General features: G+C 43.8%; 18 protein-coding genes. 7 read left to right on the forward strand and 11 right to left on the reverse strand.

Annotated elements, in window-relative coordinates; all coding sequences use genetic code 11:
- Nucleotides 1-25: 25 nt before the first annotated feature.
- The 5 genes from J7I42_RS05025 to J7I42_RS05045 all read right to left on the reverse strand — a co-directional run bounded on the left by J7I42_RS05025 (nucleotide 26) and on the right by J7I42_RS05045 (nucleotide 4832).
- On the reverse strand, nucleotides 26-799 hold the full coding sequence (locus tag J7I42_RS05025) for an ABC transporter ATP-binding protein (protein ID WP_209137675.1): 774 nt from the start codon (nucleotides 797-799) through the stop codon (nucleotides 26-28).
- Nucleotides 799-1599 carry an MlaE family ABC transporter permease gene (locus J7I42_RS05030; protein WP_209137676.1) on the reverse strand — a complete coding sequence of 267 codons (801 nt, stop codon included), beginning with the start codon at nucleotides 1597-1599 and terminating at the stop codon, nucleotides 799-801. The genes J7I42_RS05025 and J7I42_RS05030 overlap by 1 nt, the downstream gene beginning before the upstream one ends.
- Before the next feature lie 83 nt (nucleotides 1600-1682).
- Nucleotides 1683-2864, reverse strand: a complete 1182-nt coding sequence (locus J7I42_RS05035) for a S8 family serine peptidase (protein WP_209137677.1) — start codon at nucleotides 2862-2864, stop codon at nucleotides 1683-1685.
- Between the two features lie 182 nt (nucleotides 2865-3046).
- A complete protein-coding gene (locus J7I42_RS05040; protein ID WP_209137678.1) occupies nucleotides 3047-3592 on the reverse strand; it encodes an NADPH-dependent FMN reductase in 546 nt (181 codons plus the stop codon).
- Between the two features lie 13 nt (nucleotides 3593-3605).
- A complete protein-coding gene (locus J7I42_RS05045) occupies nucleotides 3606-4832 on the reverse strand; it encodes a DUF2264 domain-containing protein (RefSeq protein WP_236065393.1) in 1227 nt (408 codons plus the stop codon).
- Nucleotides 4833-5098: 266 nt separating this feature from the next.
- Here J7I42_RS05045 and J7I42_RS05050 point away from each other — a divergent pair, with 266 nt between their 5' ends.
- The gene (locus tag J7I42_RS05050; protein WP_209137679.1) at nucleotides 5099-5509 is read left to right on the forward strand and encodes a response regulator; all 411 of its coding nucleotides are present in this window, start codon (nucleotides 5099-5101) and stop codon (nucleotides 5507-5509) included.
- Nucleotide 5510: 1 nt separating this feature from the next.
- Here the strand turns inward: J7I42_RS05050 and J7I42_RS05055 are convergent, their stop codons facing one another.
- Nucleotides 5511-8117 (reverse strand): T9SS type B sorting domain-containing protein, encoded by a 2607-nt coding sequence (locus J7I42_RS05055; protein ID WP_209137680.1) that lies wholly within the window; start codon nucleotides 8115-8117, stop codon nucleotides 5511-5513.
- Between the two features lie 294 nt (nucleotides 8118-8411).
- Here J7I42_RS05055 and J7I42_RS05060 point away from each other — a divergent pair, with 294 nt between their 5' ends.
- Nucleotides 8412-8663 carry a hypothetical protein gene (locus J7I42_RS05060; RefSeq protein ID WP_209137681.1) on the forward strand — a complete coding sequence of 84 codons (252 nt, stop codon included), beginning with the start codon at nucleotides 8412-8414 and terminating at the stop codon, nucleotides 8661-8663.
- On the opposite strand, the gene J7I42_RS05065 is transcribed toward J7I42_RS05060, so the two are convergent.
- Complete coding sequence (locus J7I42_RS05065; RefSeq protein WP_209137682.1) at nucleotides 8664-9032, reverse strand: winged helix-turn-helix transcriptional regulator; 369 nt, start codon at nucleotides 9030-9032, stop codon at nucleotides 8664-8666.
- A 120-nt stretch (nucleotides 9033-9152) separates the two neighbouring features.
- On the opposite strand from J7I42_RS05065, the gene J7I42_RS05070 reads away from it, so the two are divergent.
- On the forward strand, nucleotides 9153-10214 hold the full coding sequence (locus tag J7I42_RS05070) for a zinc-dependent alcohol dehydrogenase family protein (RefSeq protein WP_209137683.1): 1062 nt from the start codon (nucleotides 9153-9155) through the stop codon (nucleotides 10212-10214).
- Between the two features lie 38 nt (nucleotides 10215-10252).
- Nucleotides 10253-10786 carry a carboxymuconolactone decarboxylase family protein gene (locus tag J7I42_RS05075; RefSeq protein WP_209137684.1) on the forward strand — a complete coding sequence of 178 codons (534 nt, stop codon included), beginning with the start codon at nucleotides 10253-10255 and terminating at the stop codon, nucleotides 10784-10786.
- A gap of 72 nt (nucleotides 10787-10858) precedes the next feature.
- Here the strand turns inward: J7I42_RS05075 and J7I42_RS05080 are convergent, their stop codons facing one another.
- The 4 genes from J7I42_RS05080 to J7I42_RS05095 form a co-directional block, all read right to left on the reverse strand.
- The gene (locus J7I42_RS05080; protein WP_209137685.1) at nucleotides 10859-11035 is read right to left on the reverse strand and encodes a hypothetical protein; all 177 of its coding nucleotides are present in this window, start codon (nucleotides 11033-11035) and stop codon (nucleotides 10859-10861) included.
- Nucleotides 11036-11287: 252 nt separating this feature from the next.
- Nucleotides 11288-11761: an acyl-CoA thioesterase gene (locus J7I42_RS05085; protein WP_209137686.1), complete on the reverse strand. Its 474-nt coding sequence runs from the start codon at nucleotides 11759-11761 to the stop codon at nucleotides 11288-11290.
- An 8-nt stretch (nucleotides 11762-11769) separates the two neighbouring features.
- Nucleotides 11770-12369 (reverse strand): TetR/AcrR family transcriptional regulator, encoded by a 600-nt coding sequence (locus tag J7I42_RS05090; protein WP_209137687.1) that lies wholly within the window; start codon nucleotides 12367-12369, stop codon nucleotides 11770-11772.
- Between the two features lie 30 nt (nucleotides 12370-12399).
- Nucleotides 12400-12543, reverse strand: coding sequence for a hypothetical protein (locus J7I42_RS05095; protein ID WP_209137688.1), 144 nt, complete (start codon nucleotides 12541-12543; stop codon nucleotides 12400-12402).
- A gap of 134 nt (nucleotides 12544-12677) precedes the next feature.
- Here J7I42_RS05095 and J7I42_RS05100 point away from each other — a divergent pair, with 134 nt between their 5' ends.
- The 3 genes from J7I42_RS05100 (at nucleotide 12678) to J7I42_RS05110 (ending at nucleotide 16222) form a co-directional block, all read left to right on the forward strand.
- The gene (locus J7I42_RS05100) at nucleotides 12678-14102 is read left to right on the forward strand and encodes an MATE family efflux transporter (protein WP_209137689.1); all 1425 of its coding nucleotides are present in this window, start codon (nucleotides 12678-12680) and stop codon (nucleotides 14100-14102) included.
- A gap of 109 nt (nucleotides 14103-14211) precedes the next feature.
- Nucleotides 14212-15255 (forward strand): AI-2E family transporter, encoded by a 1044-nt coding sequence (locus J7I42_RS05105; protein WP_209137690.1) that lies wholly within the window; start codon nucleotides 14212-14214, stop codon nucleotides 15253-15255.
- Nucleotides 15256-15445: 190 nt separating this feature from the next.
- On the forward strand, nucleotides 15446-16222 hold the full coding sequence (locus J7I42_RS05110) for a murein L,D-transpeptidase catalytic domain family protein (RefSeq protein ID WP_209137691.1): 777 nt from the start codon (nucleotides 15446-15448) through the stop codon (nucleotides 16220-16222).
- The last annotated feature ends 70 nt before the right edge of the window (nucleotides 16223-16292 follow it).

Below are 16292 nucleotides of genomic sequence, written 5' to 3' on the forward strand. Positions count from 1 at the left end.
CAGAAAATATTTTTAGTGGTATTAATCAGGTTATAAAATTGTAATCGTAAAAACTTTTTAACCGCTCATCATCACTGGCAAACACTTCTTCAAACGTCCCTTCCCTTACAAATCGACCATCCAGCAAAACCGCTAACCGGTCCCCGGTTGCTTTGGCACAGGTAAGGTCATGCGTAATGATAATGGAACTAGTGTTGAACCTCTCCTGTACTTCATTTATGAGGTCATTTATTTCCATACTGGTAATAGGGTCAAGACCGGCAGTGGGTTCATCGTACAACATGATAGCCGGTTGCATGATCAGTGTTCGTGCAATGCCTATGCGTTTGCGCTGACCACCCGATAATTCAGCGGGCCATTGATCAATGGTTTGGGATAGCCCCACCGCTTCAAGTGCTGTTTCTACCGCCTGCGTTAACTGGCCCTGACTTAATTGTTTTGAATTACGTAACAGCGGGAACTCCAGGTTCTCACGCACCGTCATACTATCGTACAAAGCACTGCTCTGAAAAGAAAACCCAATGCGTAAGCGTAATTGTTCCAGCTCGCGGTAGCTGATCTTTGCGACATCGTTTCCCAGCACATTCACTACACCCTTATCTGGCTTTAATAATCCGGCAATGATCTTTATCAATACAGATTTACCGGTTCCCGACCTACCCAACACCACTACATTCTCCCCCTGATAAAGATCCAGATCAATGCCACGCAGCACATGATTTGTTCCAAACGATTTATATAGATCGTGTATGGAAATAACCTTTTTTGTTCTATCGATATGTTTATTCTTTTTTTCCATTAGGGCATTCTGAACCAATTGATGATCTGTACTACAATAATTTCTTCAATAAATATCAGGAACATGGCCATCACCACTGAGGTATTGGCAGCACGGCCAACCCCCTGTGTTCCCTGGGTAGTGTTATATCCCTGGTAACAACCCACAATGCCGATAGTAAATCCAAATAATATTGATTTTATAAACGAAGAGTAAATGTCCAGGAAACTAATGCTGTGAAAACCATTCTCTATAAAAGAAACAAAACTGGTTTGTTCGTTGCTATGCACATTTACAAATGCGCCCAGCATGGCCAGTAAGGCCATATACAACATCAGCAACGGCACCATAAAGGTGGTAGCCAATACACGGGTAACCACTAAAAATTTAAAGGGATTGGTGGCAGAAACTTCCATGGCATCTATTTGCTCCGTTACTTTCATGGAGCCCAGTTCGGCGCCTATATTTGAACCTACTTTGCCCGCGGTGATCAAACCAGTTACTAATGGGGCCAGCGCCCTGACAATGGCAATTGTTACCAGCGATGGCAACCAGGAAGTAGCGCCAAAATCTGATAAGGAGGGCCGGCTTTGTTTGGTAAATACGATGCCTGTAATGAACCCGGTCAAAGTTATCAGGGGTAAACTTTTTACCCCTATTGAATAACTCTGCCTCACTATTTCTTTAAACTCGTAGGGAGGTAAGAATAAGCTTCCGAAAAAGCGCGAGATAAACTGACCAAAAGCATAAACATCTGTAAAGAAGGCGTCCAGCTTTCCGGTAAAAATGTATCTGCGAGGCTGTTTCTGTTTTAAACTCATGGATCATAATCCATCGAAATTTAAAACCAGCATTCATTGGGCAACTAATTCCCCAATATGAATACTAATCTCGCTATGCATAACTATTTATGGGCAATGGGATCGGGAGTGCCGTCTGGGTCGTTTTTAGCGACACCGGAAGAGCTTATAGCGCTTCCTTTCAGCAGTAATAAACCAGCTACGTGCGGTGTTGCCATGGAAGTACCACTAAAGATCGCATACTTACCATTTAAATAAGTGGAAGTAATTGATACGCCTGGCGCGGCTAAATCAACCACATCATTTCCATAATTTGAAAAGGAAGCAAAATTATCGAGACTATCTACTGCTGAAACGGTGTATACATTCTTAGCGTTCACCCGGCCTGGGGAATACTGGTTAGCTGGTTTGCCATCATTACCTGCCGCAATGGCAATATAGATACCCTTGGCTGCCGTGTTTATAACCGCCTGATCTAAAATATTAGATATGGTATCTTCACCAAGACTCATATTCACTACATCACCTGCTTTTGCATTGGCATTTACATAAGACAAAGCCTGGATAATAGAACCCAGGGTACCTTTACCATCCTTATCAAATACTTTCAGAGCTACCAGATTGGCATTTGAAGCAACCCCCAACACGCCAACTGAATTGTTCTTTGCGCCAATGATACCCGCAATGTGGGTACCATGACCATTGTCATCGCGAGCAGATGTTACGCCATTAATAAAGGATTTACTGCGGGCAGAGTCTGCGTTCAGATCAGGATGCGAAAAATCAATACCGGAGTCGATGATCCATGCGGTTTTACCTGTGCCGTCGCCATATCCTATGCGTTCCACATTCCAGGTAATTGTTTTTGGTTCAACCACCTTAAAACAGGAACCATAGGCAATAATGCGGTCATTTTCAATTCTACTGATGGTAGAATCCTGTCGCAACCGTGCTAACTCAAGCTGGGATAAATGAGCAACAAATCCTCTGGCGCCGCTAAAAAAGCTATTTTTCATGGCGCTCAGGTTGATCTTGTTCCGTTGCAATAAGGTATTGGTAAAAGAAGCAATACGGGTAGATGAAGTTAAACCGGCATCGGTTGCGGTTGACTCCCTGTAAGCAACTATATATTGATCAGGAATTATGCTTCCGTTATCAGTACTTTGGGGACACACACTAGTGTCGGAGTTATTGTCGCTTCCGGAATCGGAGCTTATATTTTTACGGCAAGCTGCCAGCAATATTAAACCTGTAACTAATGTGGTGGTTAATGTTTTTGTCTGCATTTATATGGGCCTCCGGGTAATATTTACGGTTTTTTAAATATTGGGATAAGTGCAGGTGATCGCTTTAACACCTTTTTAATTTTTCAAATCTGATTTCAAATTCAAATAACGCGCCAAGACAATCATGGTTCACAGTTAAATGGTCACTCCATGCATGAAATAATATATTAACACCTGCCGGTTTACTGGTCAACCGCAGACGCCTTTTGATCAATGGTTTGTATGAGCGCCTGCAGCGTATTGAGAATAGCTTCTTTTGTAGCTGCATCCGACACCTCTCCGTTTTCATTGAATTTTGTGCGAATAAACGGGATCAATAAAGCACCACCTGCCGGAATGTCGCTTGATAAGGCTGAAAAGATCTGCAACCAGGCGGCATGGGCCTTATCACCGCTTGAGGCGGCAGTTATTAATGCTAAAGGTTTGTTTACCAATTCGCCGGACCTTACCGTCCATTCGATGGCATTTTTCAAAGTACCGGGCACCCCAAAAGCATATTCGGGCGAACAGATCAAAATCCCATCGGCGTCCGCCAGTTGCTGACGCCAGCTTATAACAGCTTCTGTAGGTTCCTGGTCATCAAATGCAGGCAGGGTGGCCAGTCCCTGGTAAATGGTAATTTCAACATTCGATGGCGCCCATTTTTGAACTTCTTTTACTAATAATGAATTAGTAGAGGTAGCCCGCAAACTTCCTGACACGGCCAGGATCTTTATCTTTCTATTCATACGATACGGTTCTTTAATTTTCAATAGCATGATCAATTGGAATGGGTTCCCCCTTCCAGGCTTTTTTGGCGGTCCAGTCGGCATCGGCATTTTGCCAGTACGGATCGGTGGCCGGCAATCCCAATACCAGAAACACCTGGGAACACAAGTACAGGCTGCCGGTTGAAATATAGGGTTCCCCCACGCCAGGTTGATGCCCCACTAATCCAATGGTCAACCAGCCCTCTTTATCAAACGTACCGGGCGTCTCCAGCTGTCTCTTCACTACTTCAAACAAAGCGCACCTAACCTGTTGGGGCAATATTTCATTGGGCAATTGGTGCATCAGGGCCATTTTTGACAATAATTGAAAAGCGCCAAACCGGTAGGCCAGCGAACGGCCAATAGGTGGATAAGTGCCTTCCGGGGAGATCAGGCGTTCCTGTACGGCTGCATAGCGACGGGCGCGGTTTAATTCAAGCTCATAGGTCTTATTCTCATTCTGGCCACTGGTGATCAACGTTTGCAACACTTCGAGAAACATAGGTTGAATAACAAAGCTATTATAATAATCCCAATGAAAACTGGCACCATCTCCATATGCACCATCGCCCTTATACCATTGCAAATGCTGGGATACGGCATAGTCTACCCGCATTTTATCGCAGCTGCCTTCAAATTGTAACAGGGCGGCTTCAACCATGGCACTGAAAAAAAGCCAATTACTATGACCAGGCGTTATTACCCGCGACGACTTAAGCGCTTCCAATACATTTTTTTTTGTTTTGGCATCGAGGCGGCCCCATAACTGGTTGGGCGCACGCAACAGTGCCTGCGATAAAAACGCCGCATCTACCAGGGCCTGACCACCTTTATAAAAATTCATATAATCAGGCACCGCAGGGTCGGTGGCGTTGCGAATGCAGCTAATGGAAAGTTCAATATATTTTTTTCTCAATTTTCCTTCTGTGGAACTATCCGGCCCCAGTTCCAGCCAGGGCGCCATGCCCGCCAGTAAACGGCCAAATGCTTCCAGATAGGTAAAGTTCTGCCGGTCGTTTGTTTTGGCTTCTACCGGCATTTTCTTCTTCAATTCATTTTTGCTCAGCGCTGTTAAAAGCGGATCGGCAATACGAATAAGGGAGCTTACAAAGTAATCGCGGTGCATAGCGCCATTTCCAGTCGCTTTATCGGTTTGTGCGTGTATCACTACAGGCACTAACAAGGATACAATAAACAGGGCTTTTGTAATTTTTTTCATCAGATAGAAGCATTGATTTATCCGGTCAGGTAAAGACAATCGTTTGTATACAATATCGAAGGGCTGAAGTTACTATTTCAACGACAATTTATTTTCGGCCCGGAAAATTCCTCCCGCTATTACTGGTACAAACAGGAGCAGTTGCGTATGGGTACTATCCGGCATATGTATTGGTAAAATAGCAGTCTTAGTATCAGATTAAAATCTATTTTCCAAGGGGAAATACTCATTTAAATTGGTACTTTTAATGATTATTAGGAAACCTGATGGACAAAGCTAAGACCCTTTTCATAATTGACGATGATGAAGATGATCAGTTATTCATTAATGAGGCCATGAAGGACCTGAATATTCCTTTTGAATGCTTCTATGCTAATAATGGGGAAGTGGCATTACAACAGTTAAAAAACGAGGTTGTGCCATTGCCAGATTTTATTTTTCTCGATCTGAATATGCCAAAATTAAATGGCAAGGAATGTTTGATTGAAATTAAAAAGCTTCCACGGTATTCATCAGTTCCGCTCATTATTTACACTACCAGTTCCAATCACAAAGACAAACAGGAGATAATGAAGCTGGGTGCGCATTATTTTTTAACCAAGCCCACCCGCATCAGCGAATTGTGCAACTGCCTCACCAGTGTGTTCTCTATGGACTGGAATCAGGTAGCAGGATAGTTCATCTTACCAAAACCAGTGTTCCGCGCTGGACATACGGTGCACCAGTATAATCCACGGCTTTTACCATCCACACATAAGTGCCTGAAGGCTGTAATTTGCCTGCTATGGTGCCATCCCAGCCGTGTTCATTGGTGGATGTCCTGAACACCAACTGTCCCCATCGATTAAAGACCTCAAAATAATCTATGTGCGCTATCCCTACCGCTATTGGACGCAGCAGATCGTTCTTTCCATCCCCATTGGGTGTAAAGGCATTGGGCACAAAAACAGTGGGCACAGTTTGAAATACTTTTACTTTTATATAAGCTGAATCAACACAACCGGCCTCGTTATACACCAACACTTTATAGATAATACCCGCAGATGGCGCCGCATACATTGCTGTGGGATTGGCAATAGTGGGGTTCGATAAGTTGATAGCCGGTACCCACTGATAGGTTTTGCCACCGCTCGCCTGTAACTGCAATAACTGATTTACCACTACAGCCGTATCCTTTCCGGCAAAAGGTTTTATATCGGGCAATACGCTCACCACTATGGTATCAAAACCGGGTTTGGGGCAACCTTTGTTATCATACACAGAAAGCACATAAGCAGTAGCTTCTTTTGGTGAGGCAACAGGATCCAGCACGTTTCTATTGCTTAATGTGGGTGATGGCAACCAAACCCACCTGTTAGCTTCGGTATTGCCTTGCAGCTGTGCTCTTGTATCAAAGCAAATTGTAGTGTCGCTGCCTGCAATTGCAACGGGGTAAGGCACTGTTATGACCTGTACCTGTTCGGTGGCTATGCAACTGCCTATACTGGCAGTGACCTGATAAATTGTATTGACCCGCGTTACTACGTCGGGGTTGGCAACCGTAGCATTCAACACCTGGTTGGCCGGCGTCCAGTTATACCGCAATCCGTCTGACTGAACATGCAGATGTGCCGTATCTCCCTGGCAAATAGTGGTATCATTCATTACCAACAGGGTCACATGGTCCACTACACGCACTTGCACAGAGTCGCGATTAAGGCAGCCATTGTCATCGAGTTGAACCGTATAAGTAGTGGTCGTCGCAGGGTTTACGGTTGGGGTAGCCGTATTCCCGTTCACTATGGCGGTGCCAGGTGTCCAGCTAAAAACGCCATTGCCCATTGCCTGCAGCTGAAGCGCATCTGGTATACAAATGAGCGTATCGCGAAAGGCCAGCGACAATGGCGGTTTATCAACTATGGAAATATTTTTATAGGTGGTATCGCGGCAGCCCTTGGTGTTGGTGGCAATTAACCGCACATTTTTAATACCCATAGATTGATAGGTATAAGTGGGCGAGGGTTGAAGGGAGAAATCATTACCTGTTCCGTCGTCAAAATTCCAGTCCCACGAATTTACAGAACCATAACTGGTTACAGTTGCATCAAAGAACTGGGTGGGCTTTTTAAAGCAAATGCCATTGACATTAAAATCGGGTTTGAACCCGGGGAATACATAAGCCTGCGAAATGGTTGAGTCAGAGCATTGCTGATTGCGATTGATCACCAGTTTCACTGTATACACGCCTGTATCGGAAAACGTATAGCTGGTAACAGGGCTATTGGAGTTGAATACGGTAACTCCTTTGTTGTTGATCAATTCCCAGGTAGTAGAGGTAATAAGCGGACTGGTACTCAAATTGGCAAGCTCTATGGTTTGCGAATTCTTGCAAAGCATATAATCGGGCGGCATGGATGCCGATGCAACGGTACAGGTGGTGATGCGTATCTGCAGGTCTTTTCGCTGGGTAGCAATTACAACGCCATTCCTGATCTCCTCTACCTGCACTGTTACTACATAAATGCCTTCTCCGGGGGCTATGCCAGTTATCACTCCGGTGCTGGAATTGATCTTTACGTTTCCACCCAATGGCGCACCAGGCCCATAATTTGAACCGTAGGGTACTGGAATATAAGGGGGCGCTGACGGAGGAAAATTCACGCCACCGCCACCTGCACCGCCTACATAGGCATTTGTAAAGGAATAACGCAGCTGGTCATTGTCCTTATCAACTGCTGCAAAACTGTAAGAGAAAGAATTATTAGCGCAGATCACCACCATATCATCGCTGTTAAAGCGGGCACTGTTGTTTTCTGGTCCCGATGCTACGGCTCCATTTCCCGGAATTTCACCGGTATACGTAGCACCAATATTGCCATATCCATTTACCAGATTGCTGATGCCCTGCACGCGATAAACCACCTGTATTACTATAACATATCCTTCTGCTACCGGTGGCAATGATACAGTGAAATCATAAAAGCCAATATCGTAACAAACCGAGGGCGGGTTGGTGATGCAGGGACCAGGATTGCTTAAGGTCAGCCGGTCCTGATGGGCCATGGGTATGGATATATTCGTGATCAGTGCCCCGGTGCCTTTATTAAAAATACCAAAGTAGGCAGGATCGGGCAAACGGCGGTTGCTATAACAATCCATAAATAGCTTAGCGGTAACCTGGTAGTTGTACATGCCATTGGTGATGCCGGTAAATGTATAATGCATTTCACCGCCTGTGATGTGATCGGCACGGGCGATAAATATCTGCACAAGCAGCAGCAGGCAGCCAACAACAGATTTCTTCATGCTTTGGCAAAAAGTGATTATAATAAAATAAAGAAAGGGACACGATGGTTTGTAAAGAGATTCTACAATATGTACAGCTGTATCAATTTACGATTTTTTAGGTAGAAATTTTGCTACGGTTTAACAGTAAAGATCAGCAAGTGGGGTGGGTGTGGGAAAAATATACAACTTAAAAGAACTGAATAAACAATTAACTTACAACTACATGGGATATTCCTGTCACTTTTTAACCCGTTTTCCCGCTATAATGGAAAGATTATTGTGCACCTTTGTAGTGGGTTTAAACAGTTGATTATGGAAAAAGACTTTTCAACTACTATTTTATGCACCGACGGGCAAGAACGGGAGTTTCATTTTGCCCGTATTAACTCAGTGGCTATCTACTTCCATATTTCTGTTATCGATAGCAGTGGGCGGCTGATCACTGCAACACTTGCACGGGATGAAAAAAATCACTGGAAATTACATGAACAGGAATTACCACGCTGGTTTATTACTGCAGAACCTGAATTGGGTAATGAGGTAGAACATAAAGCAGGAAGATAATTACATTTTTTCACCTTGGGTTTCCTGCATTACCGGCATGCCTTGTTGTTGCATTTGTTCCTGTCCCCACGTACTGATCATTATAATAGCAGGCATCAACTCTCGTGCGCTGTCGGTTAAGCTATACTCAACCCGGGGCGGCACTTCAAAATAAACAGTCCTTATTATTAATTGATCTTCCTCCAGCTCCCGCAAAACCTGGGTTAGCATTTTGGGAGTTATACCGGTCACAAACCGGCGAAGCTCGCCATATCGTTTTACCTCCTCCCGCAAAAACCATAAGACCCGCGCTTTGTATTTACCGCCAATGCGTTGAAATGCATAATCAACAGGGCATTTAGCCAAAGTATCCTGTTTTATTTTAGTCATTTTACAAATTTTTATGGCTGATAATCAACAATAGTATACAACTGGTGCGTAGGCTACCAAATGGTGCATACTTGACTCAAATATACCAAGCACCCTAGATTTGTTTCCTAAATCTTTTTTATGCAAGCAGTTGAAGAAATACCTGCACTTATCCATAAAAGAACATCGATGAAAAGCTTTCATGTTCAATATGGCGGGGGACTGGCAGGCTTACAGGCAAAGGAACATGCTATTCCCAAACCTGGTGCTTATGAAGTGCTCATTCGCATCAGGGCTAACAGCCTTAGCTTTCGCGATGTAAGTATTTTACAAGGCAATTACCTGCTGCCCGTTATGCCCGATGTTATTGCTGTATCTGATGGCGCCGGTGAAGTGGTTGAAACCGGTAGCGCTGTAACCCGCACTAAACTGGGTGAGCGGGTTGCGGTGAATATGTTCCCTTTGTGGATCGATGGCCCTTTTGCCTGGGAGTATTCACCGCAAATTGGCGGTTCATTGAATGGCCTGCTGACAGAATATGCGGTTGTACATCAGGATGCCGTTGTTGCCATACCCGATCACCTTTCATTTGAACAGGCCGCCACATTACCCTGTGCTGCACTAACAGCCTGGAATGCTTTGACAGGCAGTAAACCTTTAAAAGCCGGCGAAACAGTTCTTACCCTGGGCTCAGGCAGTGTGTCCTTATTTGCCATACAATTTGCCCGCCTTTTTGGCGCGCGGGTTATTGCTACCACTTCAAATGATGAAAAAGCACTCCGGTTAAAAGCGTTAGGAGCGCATGAAGTAATTAACTATCGCAAAACACCCGATTGGCATACGACGGTGCGGCAATTGACCAATGGCCATGGTGTTGACCAGGTGCTTGAAGTAGCTGGAACCTCGCTGGAACAATCAATTTTAGCCACTGCTGCCGGTGGACAGGTAAATTTCATTGGCCGCATGGGTGGCGATCTGAAACCGGTTCAATTGGGTATGCTTTTCATGTCGGGCGCGCACATCAGACCCATTGCAGTTGGTAACCGGTCTCAGTTTATTGCCATGAACAAAGCCATTGCTGTGAATCACCTGCAACCGGTTATCGACCGGGTATTTCACTTTAAGGATTCCATTGACGCCTTTGCTTATTTACAGGCTGGCAATTATTTCGGGAAAATAGTGATCAGTCATACCACCTCATAAAGCAGGCGGCTCTTATTATTCATTTTTAAATACTGTACATGCATTCATTTACTGTACCGGGTCGTGACCAGGTCACACCTGATAACCAGGCTATTTTCGATACTTTACAAAAGAATTACGGGCTTATACCCAATCTGTTTGCCGTATTTGCCTATAGCGAAACTGCCCTGGGCGATTACCTTTCATTCGCAGGTAGAAAAAGTTCCCTGTCACAAAAAGAAAAAGAAGTGATCAACCTGGTAGTAAGCCAGGTAAATGGTTGTAAATATTGTTTGCGGGGACATACCATTGCCGCCAAAGCAGCTGGATTTACTGCTGATGAAATTATTGAGATCAGAAAAGCAGCTATCACATTCAACGATCGGTTAAATGCATTAGGGCATTTTGCAAAAGCCACTGTTCTGCAAAAAGGAAGACCTGACGAAGCTGTTATCGATAATTTTTTTGACGCTGGGTTTACTGAGGCCAATATGATTGACGCCCTACTGACCATTACCGCTAAAACCCTTACTAATTACCTGCACAACATTACACAGGTGCCTATTGAGTGGCCTGAGATCCCTGAAGTATAACGCATAAAAAAAGGAACCGGTAAACACCAGTTCCCTATACCCTTATGTTATGACTGAAAGAAGCTCTTTGTTTTAACTCAATACCACTTTCTTGCTTTGCAATACATATATCCACAATGCAGCAGATAAATAACTGGTAAGTACTAACAGGGCAGAGAAAGTATAATGTCCATGTTTAAATAATACAAAACTTACTAAACTGGCAGTTACTATCAGAACGATGGTAGTGAGGGTAAAAAACGTTTTCATATTAAATGTTTTTAAGGTGATTTTTTTTATTACTTGTTATAAGCGCTTTGCTTTTATGTAGTAATAGATGGCGAAGAAGGCTTGAAGTTTATTAAAGAAATGCTAAGAAGAAAGCGGTATTACTCCCTTATAGGCAGGAGCAGGATGGTATTAGTAATTCCTTAACAGATGGGGGTTAAACGAAACGTCCGGAAACGGAAAGCTTATTGCTTTCCGTTTCCGGACGTTCTATATTAATATTACCTGGCTTATTTATTGAACTGGGTTCCTCAATAGCTTTATTCGTTCACTCAGTCCTGCGTGTACATTCACATCGGCTACTTTCATTGTGGCTGCAAAGTCCATAAAGAAAGCCGGATGATCTTTTCTGCGACCTGTTTTTACATCAATGCTGGTAAAGTTCGTCCACATAATGGCCTTCAGGTTTTCCTGTTTTTCATCGAACATCAATAATTCCACCAGTACATGAGATTCGCCTAATTCAATAAGCCGGGATTCAATACATACGATCTCATTGTAAAATACCGGCCGCAGGTACCGGATATTATGGCTATGGGTAACCCAGGCCAAACCCTGTTTATGGTACTCAGAAAGCGTTATGTTGTAATACTGTTTCAGATGATCTTCACGTGCATTCAAAAAATAGTCGATGTACCGGGCATTGTTTAAATGTCCCAGCGGATCACAGTCGCTAAAACGAACTGTGTAAAATGTTTTTAATTGCATAGTACTGTTTATGGTTGGTTCATATACTCTGTTTCCATGCGATGCTTAAGACTGTCGAGTAACCTGTTCAATACCGTTACTTCATCGAGCACCTTGGCCATCATGATACCGCCTTCGATTTGCGCAAAGATCAATTCGGCTTCTTTCTTCACATTTAAATCATTTCTAAAAGAGCCCTCTTCTATACCTCTTTTTAAAATATGTTGTAGGGAACCCAGCATTTCCTGCAGGGCAGCCCGGGCTTTCTTTTTCAAAAAAGGATAGGCATCATCGGCATCAACAGCAGTATTCAGGAGTGGGCAACCACCTTCAATTGATGGTGCAACGGTGTAATTTTTATAATACTGAAAAATGGTTTGTAGCTTTTCAACACCTGTTTTTTTAAGCCGCACTTTATTACCGATATCCTCTTTTAACAGGTTATAAGAGTATTCAAATGCCAGGGCCGCAATCTCATCTTTGCTTTCAAAATTACCATACAATCCACCTTTTGCCAGGCCAGTGGCCTTCATAATATCGCTCATAGAGGTGCCGGCATATCCTTTCTTATTGAACAGGGGAGCTGCCTTCGCAATAATGAACTCTTTTGTTTTTTCTGCTTTTGACACTACACAAAAATAAACCGATCGGTCTAATTTTCAAAACAAATAATCCCTTATAAATTCAACCGGGGAAATTCCGGCTTCATCGTTCATTATTTGCATCATGGCATGTTGCCGGCAAAAAAAGTTTTGGTTGTTACCCGCATTCTCTACCTTTGCTACCTCTTCAACTTTTAGCATATGAAATTTTAAAAAGCTTCTTGCTGCAGTGTCAGATATGTTCTTTGGGCATATCTAATTCCTCTTTACCTTTTTGAATGCGCAGTCAGCGCTTCCGTTTTCTTTTATTGTATTACTTGTAAACATGCATTTATATGTCGGACCAAACCCCCAACATAGGTACTATGCGTATCAGATCAGTTTTTTCTTTATTTAAACTGGCCTTGTCTGACAAGGAGCAGGATTATACCCAGGGTAGTATTCGCCGGGCTATTTTTTTACTGGCTGTACCTATGATCCTTGAGATGGTCATGGAATCAATTTTTGCTTTAGTAGATATTTTCTTTGTGGGCCGTCTTGGTAAAAGCGAGGCTGTTTCTACCGTGGTGCTCACCGAATCGGTGCTTACCGTAGTTTATTCGCTGGCCATTGGTTTAAGCATGGCTGCAACTGCGATGGTTGCCCGACGTATTGGTGAGAAAAACCCCGAAGCTGCCTCCAAAGCCGGGATGCAATCGCTGTTGATCGCATTTGTTATAACTGTCATAATAAGCGCCACCGGTTTAATTTATGCACCGGAGATCCTTAAACTGATGGGCGGTTCCTCTGAAGCCATTCGTATTGGCTCCAATTATACCCGTATCATTTATGGCGGCAGTGTGGTAATAATGTTGTTGTTTCTGATCAATGGCATTTTCAGAGGGGCCGGTGATGCGTCTATGGCTATGCGTTCTTTATGGATCGCCAATATCTGTAATATCATTCTATGCCCGCTATTAATCTACGGGGTAGGGCCCATTCCTGGTTTTGGTATTACGGGCGCCGCCATGGCCACCACTATAGGCCGCGGTATTGGCGTTCTTTATCAACTCTTTCATTTATTCAGCGGCAAACGGGTGATCAAGGTGAAAAAGCAGGACTTTATTCCCGACTGGCCTGTTATTAAATCTATTTCGAATATTGCCTGGACGGGTGTTGTGCAATTCTTAATTCCTTCTGGCAGCTGGATAGTGCTGAACCGTATTATGGCGGAGTTTGGAGATACCGCGGTTGCTGGTTATGGCGTAGCCATTCGATTGATCATGTTCTTTTTATTGCCTGCCTGGGGAATGAGTAATGCTGCTACAACCCTGGTTGGCCAAAACCTGGGCGCGCAACAACCGCAAAGGGCCGAACAGTCGGTTTGGAGCACCGCCAGGTATAATGCCATCTTTATGATATTCGTAACCCTGGTTTTCCTGTTATTTGCCCAGCCTATTGTAAATTTCATGAACCGGGACGTTGCCGTTGAATCCTACGCAACAATGGCGCTACGTATTATTAGCCTGGGTTATATTTTCTATGGTGTAGGGATGGTAGTTACCAACGCCTTTAATGGCGCCGGTGATACCCGCACCCCCACGCTGATCAATATCTTTGGATTCTGGCTGTTCCAGGTGCCGCTGGCATTTGTGCTGGCACTCGTATTTAAGCTGGGCCCAAAAGGCGTTTTCATTGCTATTGTAGCAGCAGAGACCTGTAATGCCATTGCCAGTATCATTATTTTCAAAAAAGGCAAATGGAAGAAAGTCAAAATATAACGACTTCCTTTATTATAAAGCCTCCCCTCGGCTGAGCCGAGGGGAGGCTTTTCATTTTTGGCGGAATAGCTTTTGCAGTTACTGGTTAATTCCTTAAGTTACAACCAGCATGAAGCAGCAAATACCCAACAATGCCATCAGGCAGGTTCTTATATTAGCTACCATCATCATCCTTGGCTTAGTACTGTTTAACCAGTTGAAAAGCCTGATCCCCGCTTTTTTGGGGGCCTATACGTTATATGTATTACTGCGTAAATGGATGTTCGTTTTGGAGGGCCGCTATAAATGGAAAAAAAGTCTGTCCGCGTCCTTACTCATGCTGCTATCTTTCCTGATCATTCTGCTGCCCATATTTCTGGTGGTAAATATGCTCACTACCAAGATTGCGTTTGCCATGCAACATTCTCAGGAGGTATTAACAAGCCTGAAGACCTATATTGAAAAGCTGGAAGGGAAATATAATATCAACATTCTCACCGATACCAATCTGCAGAAAATAACCACCTGGACCGGAGAAACAGTACCGAAGATCCTTGGCGGGGCCTTCGATACCCTCACCAGCATTGTGATCATGTATTTTATTTTATACTTCATGCTGGTGGAAGGCCGTAAAATGGAATCGAACTTTTACGACTGGGTGCCCGTGAAAGATGAGAACACGTTGTTGCTGCGCAGGGAACTTAACACCATGGTATATTCGAATGCCATCGGTATTCCGCTCATCGCCATCCTGCAGGGGATAGTTGGGTTGATCGGTTATCTCATACTGGGCGTTGATGAACCCTGGTTCTGGTTTGTGATCACCTGCATTACCAGCATGCTGCCTATTCTGGGTGCCGCTATTGCTTATGTTCCGGTGGGTCTGTTGTTTTTTGCCGGTGGGCATACCACCAAGGGAGTCATTATGCTTTTATATGGCTTTGGCGTTATTGGAACGGTTGACAACCTGTTCCGTTTTGTGATACTGAAACGCATTGGTGATGTGCACCCGCTGATCACCGGATTCGGCGTTATTATTGGAGTAGGCCTTTTTGGATTTATCGGCCTTATATTCGGGCCAATTCTAATATCACTCTTCCTGGTACTGATCAAAATCTACGCTAACGAGTTCAATATTGAAAGGAGAGATCAAGCCGGCCCCAAGCAGCTGTGATCTACGCACCTACTTATTACTAAGGGATTTTACGTAGTAGTAGATACGCCATTCTGCATACGATTTAGAATAATTCGGAAAACACGGAAATTTCACCTAAATCGACGAAACATTTTACGGAAACCTTCGTTAAAGGGCGTAAATAGTGTAAAACAATAGTCGTTAATCGTTTTAGAAGTTCAATTTCCTTATGAAGCGGACATATAAAAAAATGTCATTGAGTGTGTTGGTGTGCTTTCTGACAGTATCACCGGTAATAAAATCCGGGGCAGCAGAAACAAAGGAACCTTTAACAGTAAATTCAACCAATCCGGTCCCCGTGTTTACATCGGTGAAGGTGGTTGCAAAATCGGCAGCCCAAAAGTTGGCTGAAGAAGCCATAGGCCTGTACAATCAGATGGACCTGGGTAGCTATGGGATGTCGGTGTCAGCGTTTGAATATGCCCTTAAAGGGTATAAATACCTGGTGGAACAGGGTAAGGTCATGAAGAATGAAGTGCTTTCCATTTGCGATTTCAGTCAGTCTTCCCGCAAGAAAAGATTCTACGTAATTGACATGGCCGAAAAGAAAGTGCTGATCAATACATGGGTAGCACATGGCCGTAATTCAGGTGGCGAATTTGCCCGGTCTTTCTCAAATAGTCCCGAATCGCACAAAAGCAGCCTCGGTTTTTATGTAACCAGTAATACTTATTACGGTAGCCACGGGCTGTCTTTAAAAATTGAAGGACTGGAAAAAAACATCAACGATAAAGCCGACAAACGGAATATTGTTATTCATGGCTCAAACTATGTTGGTGAAGATTATTTAAGCCGCGCAGCTATGAATGGCCGCAGCTATGGATGCCCCGCTCTTCCTGCTGATGAAACCGATAAAATAATTGAAACAATAAAGGATGGTAGCTGCCTGTTTATTTATCATCCTACAAAAAGTTATATCCAGAAGTCACGAGTATTGAATAGTTAGTTAGGTAGCGCTTCTGTGTTTGAAGAAATAAAAAAAGCTCAATTTAGGGAGGTCCTATATTGAGCTTTTC

The organism is Niastella soli (genome assembly GCF_017742245.1).
Lineage (GTDB): Bacteria > Bacteroidota > Bacteroidia > Chitinophagales > Chitinophagaceae > Niastella > Niastella soli.

Excerpts from the sequence above, each read along its gene's own strand:
- J7I42_RS05025 (WP_209137675.1), bottom strand. The coding sequence starts at position 799 with ATGGAAAAAAAGAATAAACATATCGATAGAACAAAAAAGGTTATTTCC.
- J7I42_RS05030 (WP_209137676.1), bottom strand. The coding sequence starts at position 1,599 with ATGAGTTTAAAACAGAAACAGCCTCGCAGATACATTTTTACCGGAAAG.
- J7I42_RS05035 (WP_209137677.1), bottom strand. The coding sequence starts at position 2,864 with ATGCAGACAAAAACATTAACCACCACATTAGTTACAGGTTTAATATTG.
- J7I42_RS05040 (WP_209137678.1), bottom strand. The coding sequence starts at position 3,592 with ATGAATAGAAAGATAAAGATCCTGGCCGTGTCAGGAAGTTTGCGGGCT.
- J7I42_RS05045 (WP_236065393.1), bottom strand. The coding sequence starts at position 4,832 with ATGAAAAAAATTACAAAAGCCCTGTTTATTGTATCCTTGTTAGTGCCT.
- J7I42_RS05050 (WP_209137679.1), top strand. The coding sequence starts at position 5,099 with ATGGACAAAGCTAAGACCCTTTTCATAATTGACGATGATGAAGATGAT.
- J7I42_RS05055 (WP_209137680.1), bottom strand. The coding sequence starts at position 8,117 with ATGAAGAAATCTGTTGTTGGCTGCCTGCTGCTGCTTGTGCAGATATTT.
- J7I42_RS05060 (WP_209137681.1), top strand. The coding sequence starts at position 8,412 with ATGGAAAAAGACTTTTCAACTACTATTTTATGCACCGACGGGCAAGAA.
- J7I42_RS05065 (WP_209137682.1), bottom strand. The coding sequence starts at position 9,032 with ATGACTAAAATAAAACAGGATACTTTGGCTAAATGCCCTGTTGATTAT.
- J7I42_RS05070 (WP_209137683.1), top strand. The coding sequence starts at position 9,153 with ATGCAAGCAGTTGAAGAAATACCTGCACTTATCCATAAAAGAACATCG.
- J7I42_RS05075 (WP_209137684.1), top strand. The coding sequence starts at position 10,253 with ATGCATTCATTTACTGTACCGGGTCGTGACCAGGTCACACCTGATAAC.
- J7I42_RS05080 (WP_209137685.1), bottom strand. The coding sequence starts at position 11,035 with ATGAAAACGTTTTTTACCCTCACTACCATCGTTCTGATAGTAACTGCC.
- J7I42_RS05085 (WP_209137686.1), bottom strand. The coding sequence starts at position 11,761 with ATGCAATTAAAAACATTTTACACAGTTCGTTTTAGCGACTGTGATCCG.
- J7I42_RS05095 (WP_209137688.1), bottom strand. The coding sequence starts at position 12,543 with ATGCTAAAAGTTGAAGAGGTAGCAAAGGTAGAGAATGCGGGTAACAAC.
- J7I42_RS05100 (WP_209137689.1), top strand. The coding sequence starts at position 12,678 with ATGTCGGACCAAACCCCCAACATAGGTACTATGCGTATCAGATCAGTT.
- J7I42_RS05105 (WP_209137690.1), top strand. The coding sequence starts at position 14,212 with ATGAAGCAGCAAATACCCAACAATGCCATCAGGCAGGTTCTTATATTA.
- J7I42_RS05110 (WP_209137691.1), top strand. The coding sequence starts at position 15,446 with ATGAAGCGGACATATAAAAAAATGTCATTGAGTGTGTTGGTGTGCTTT.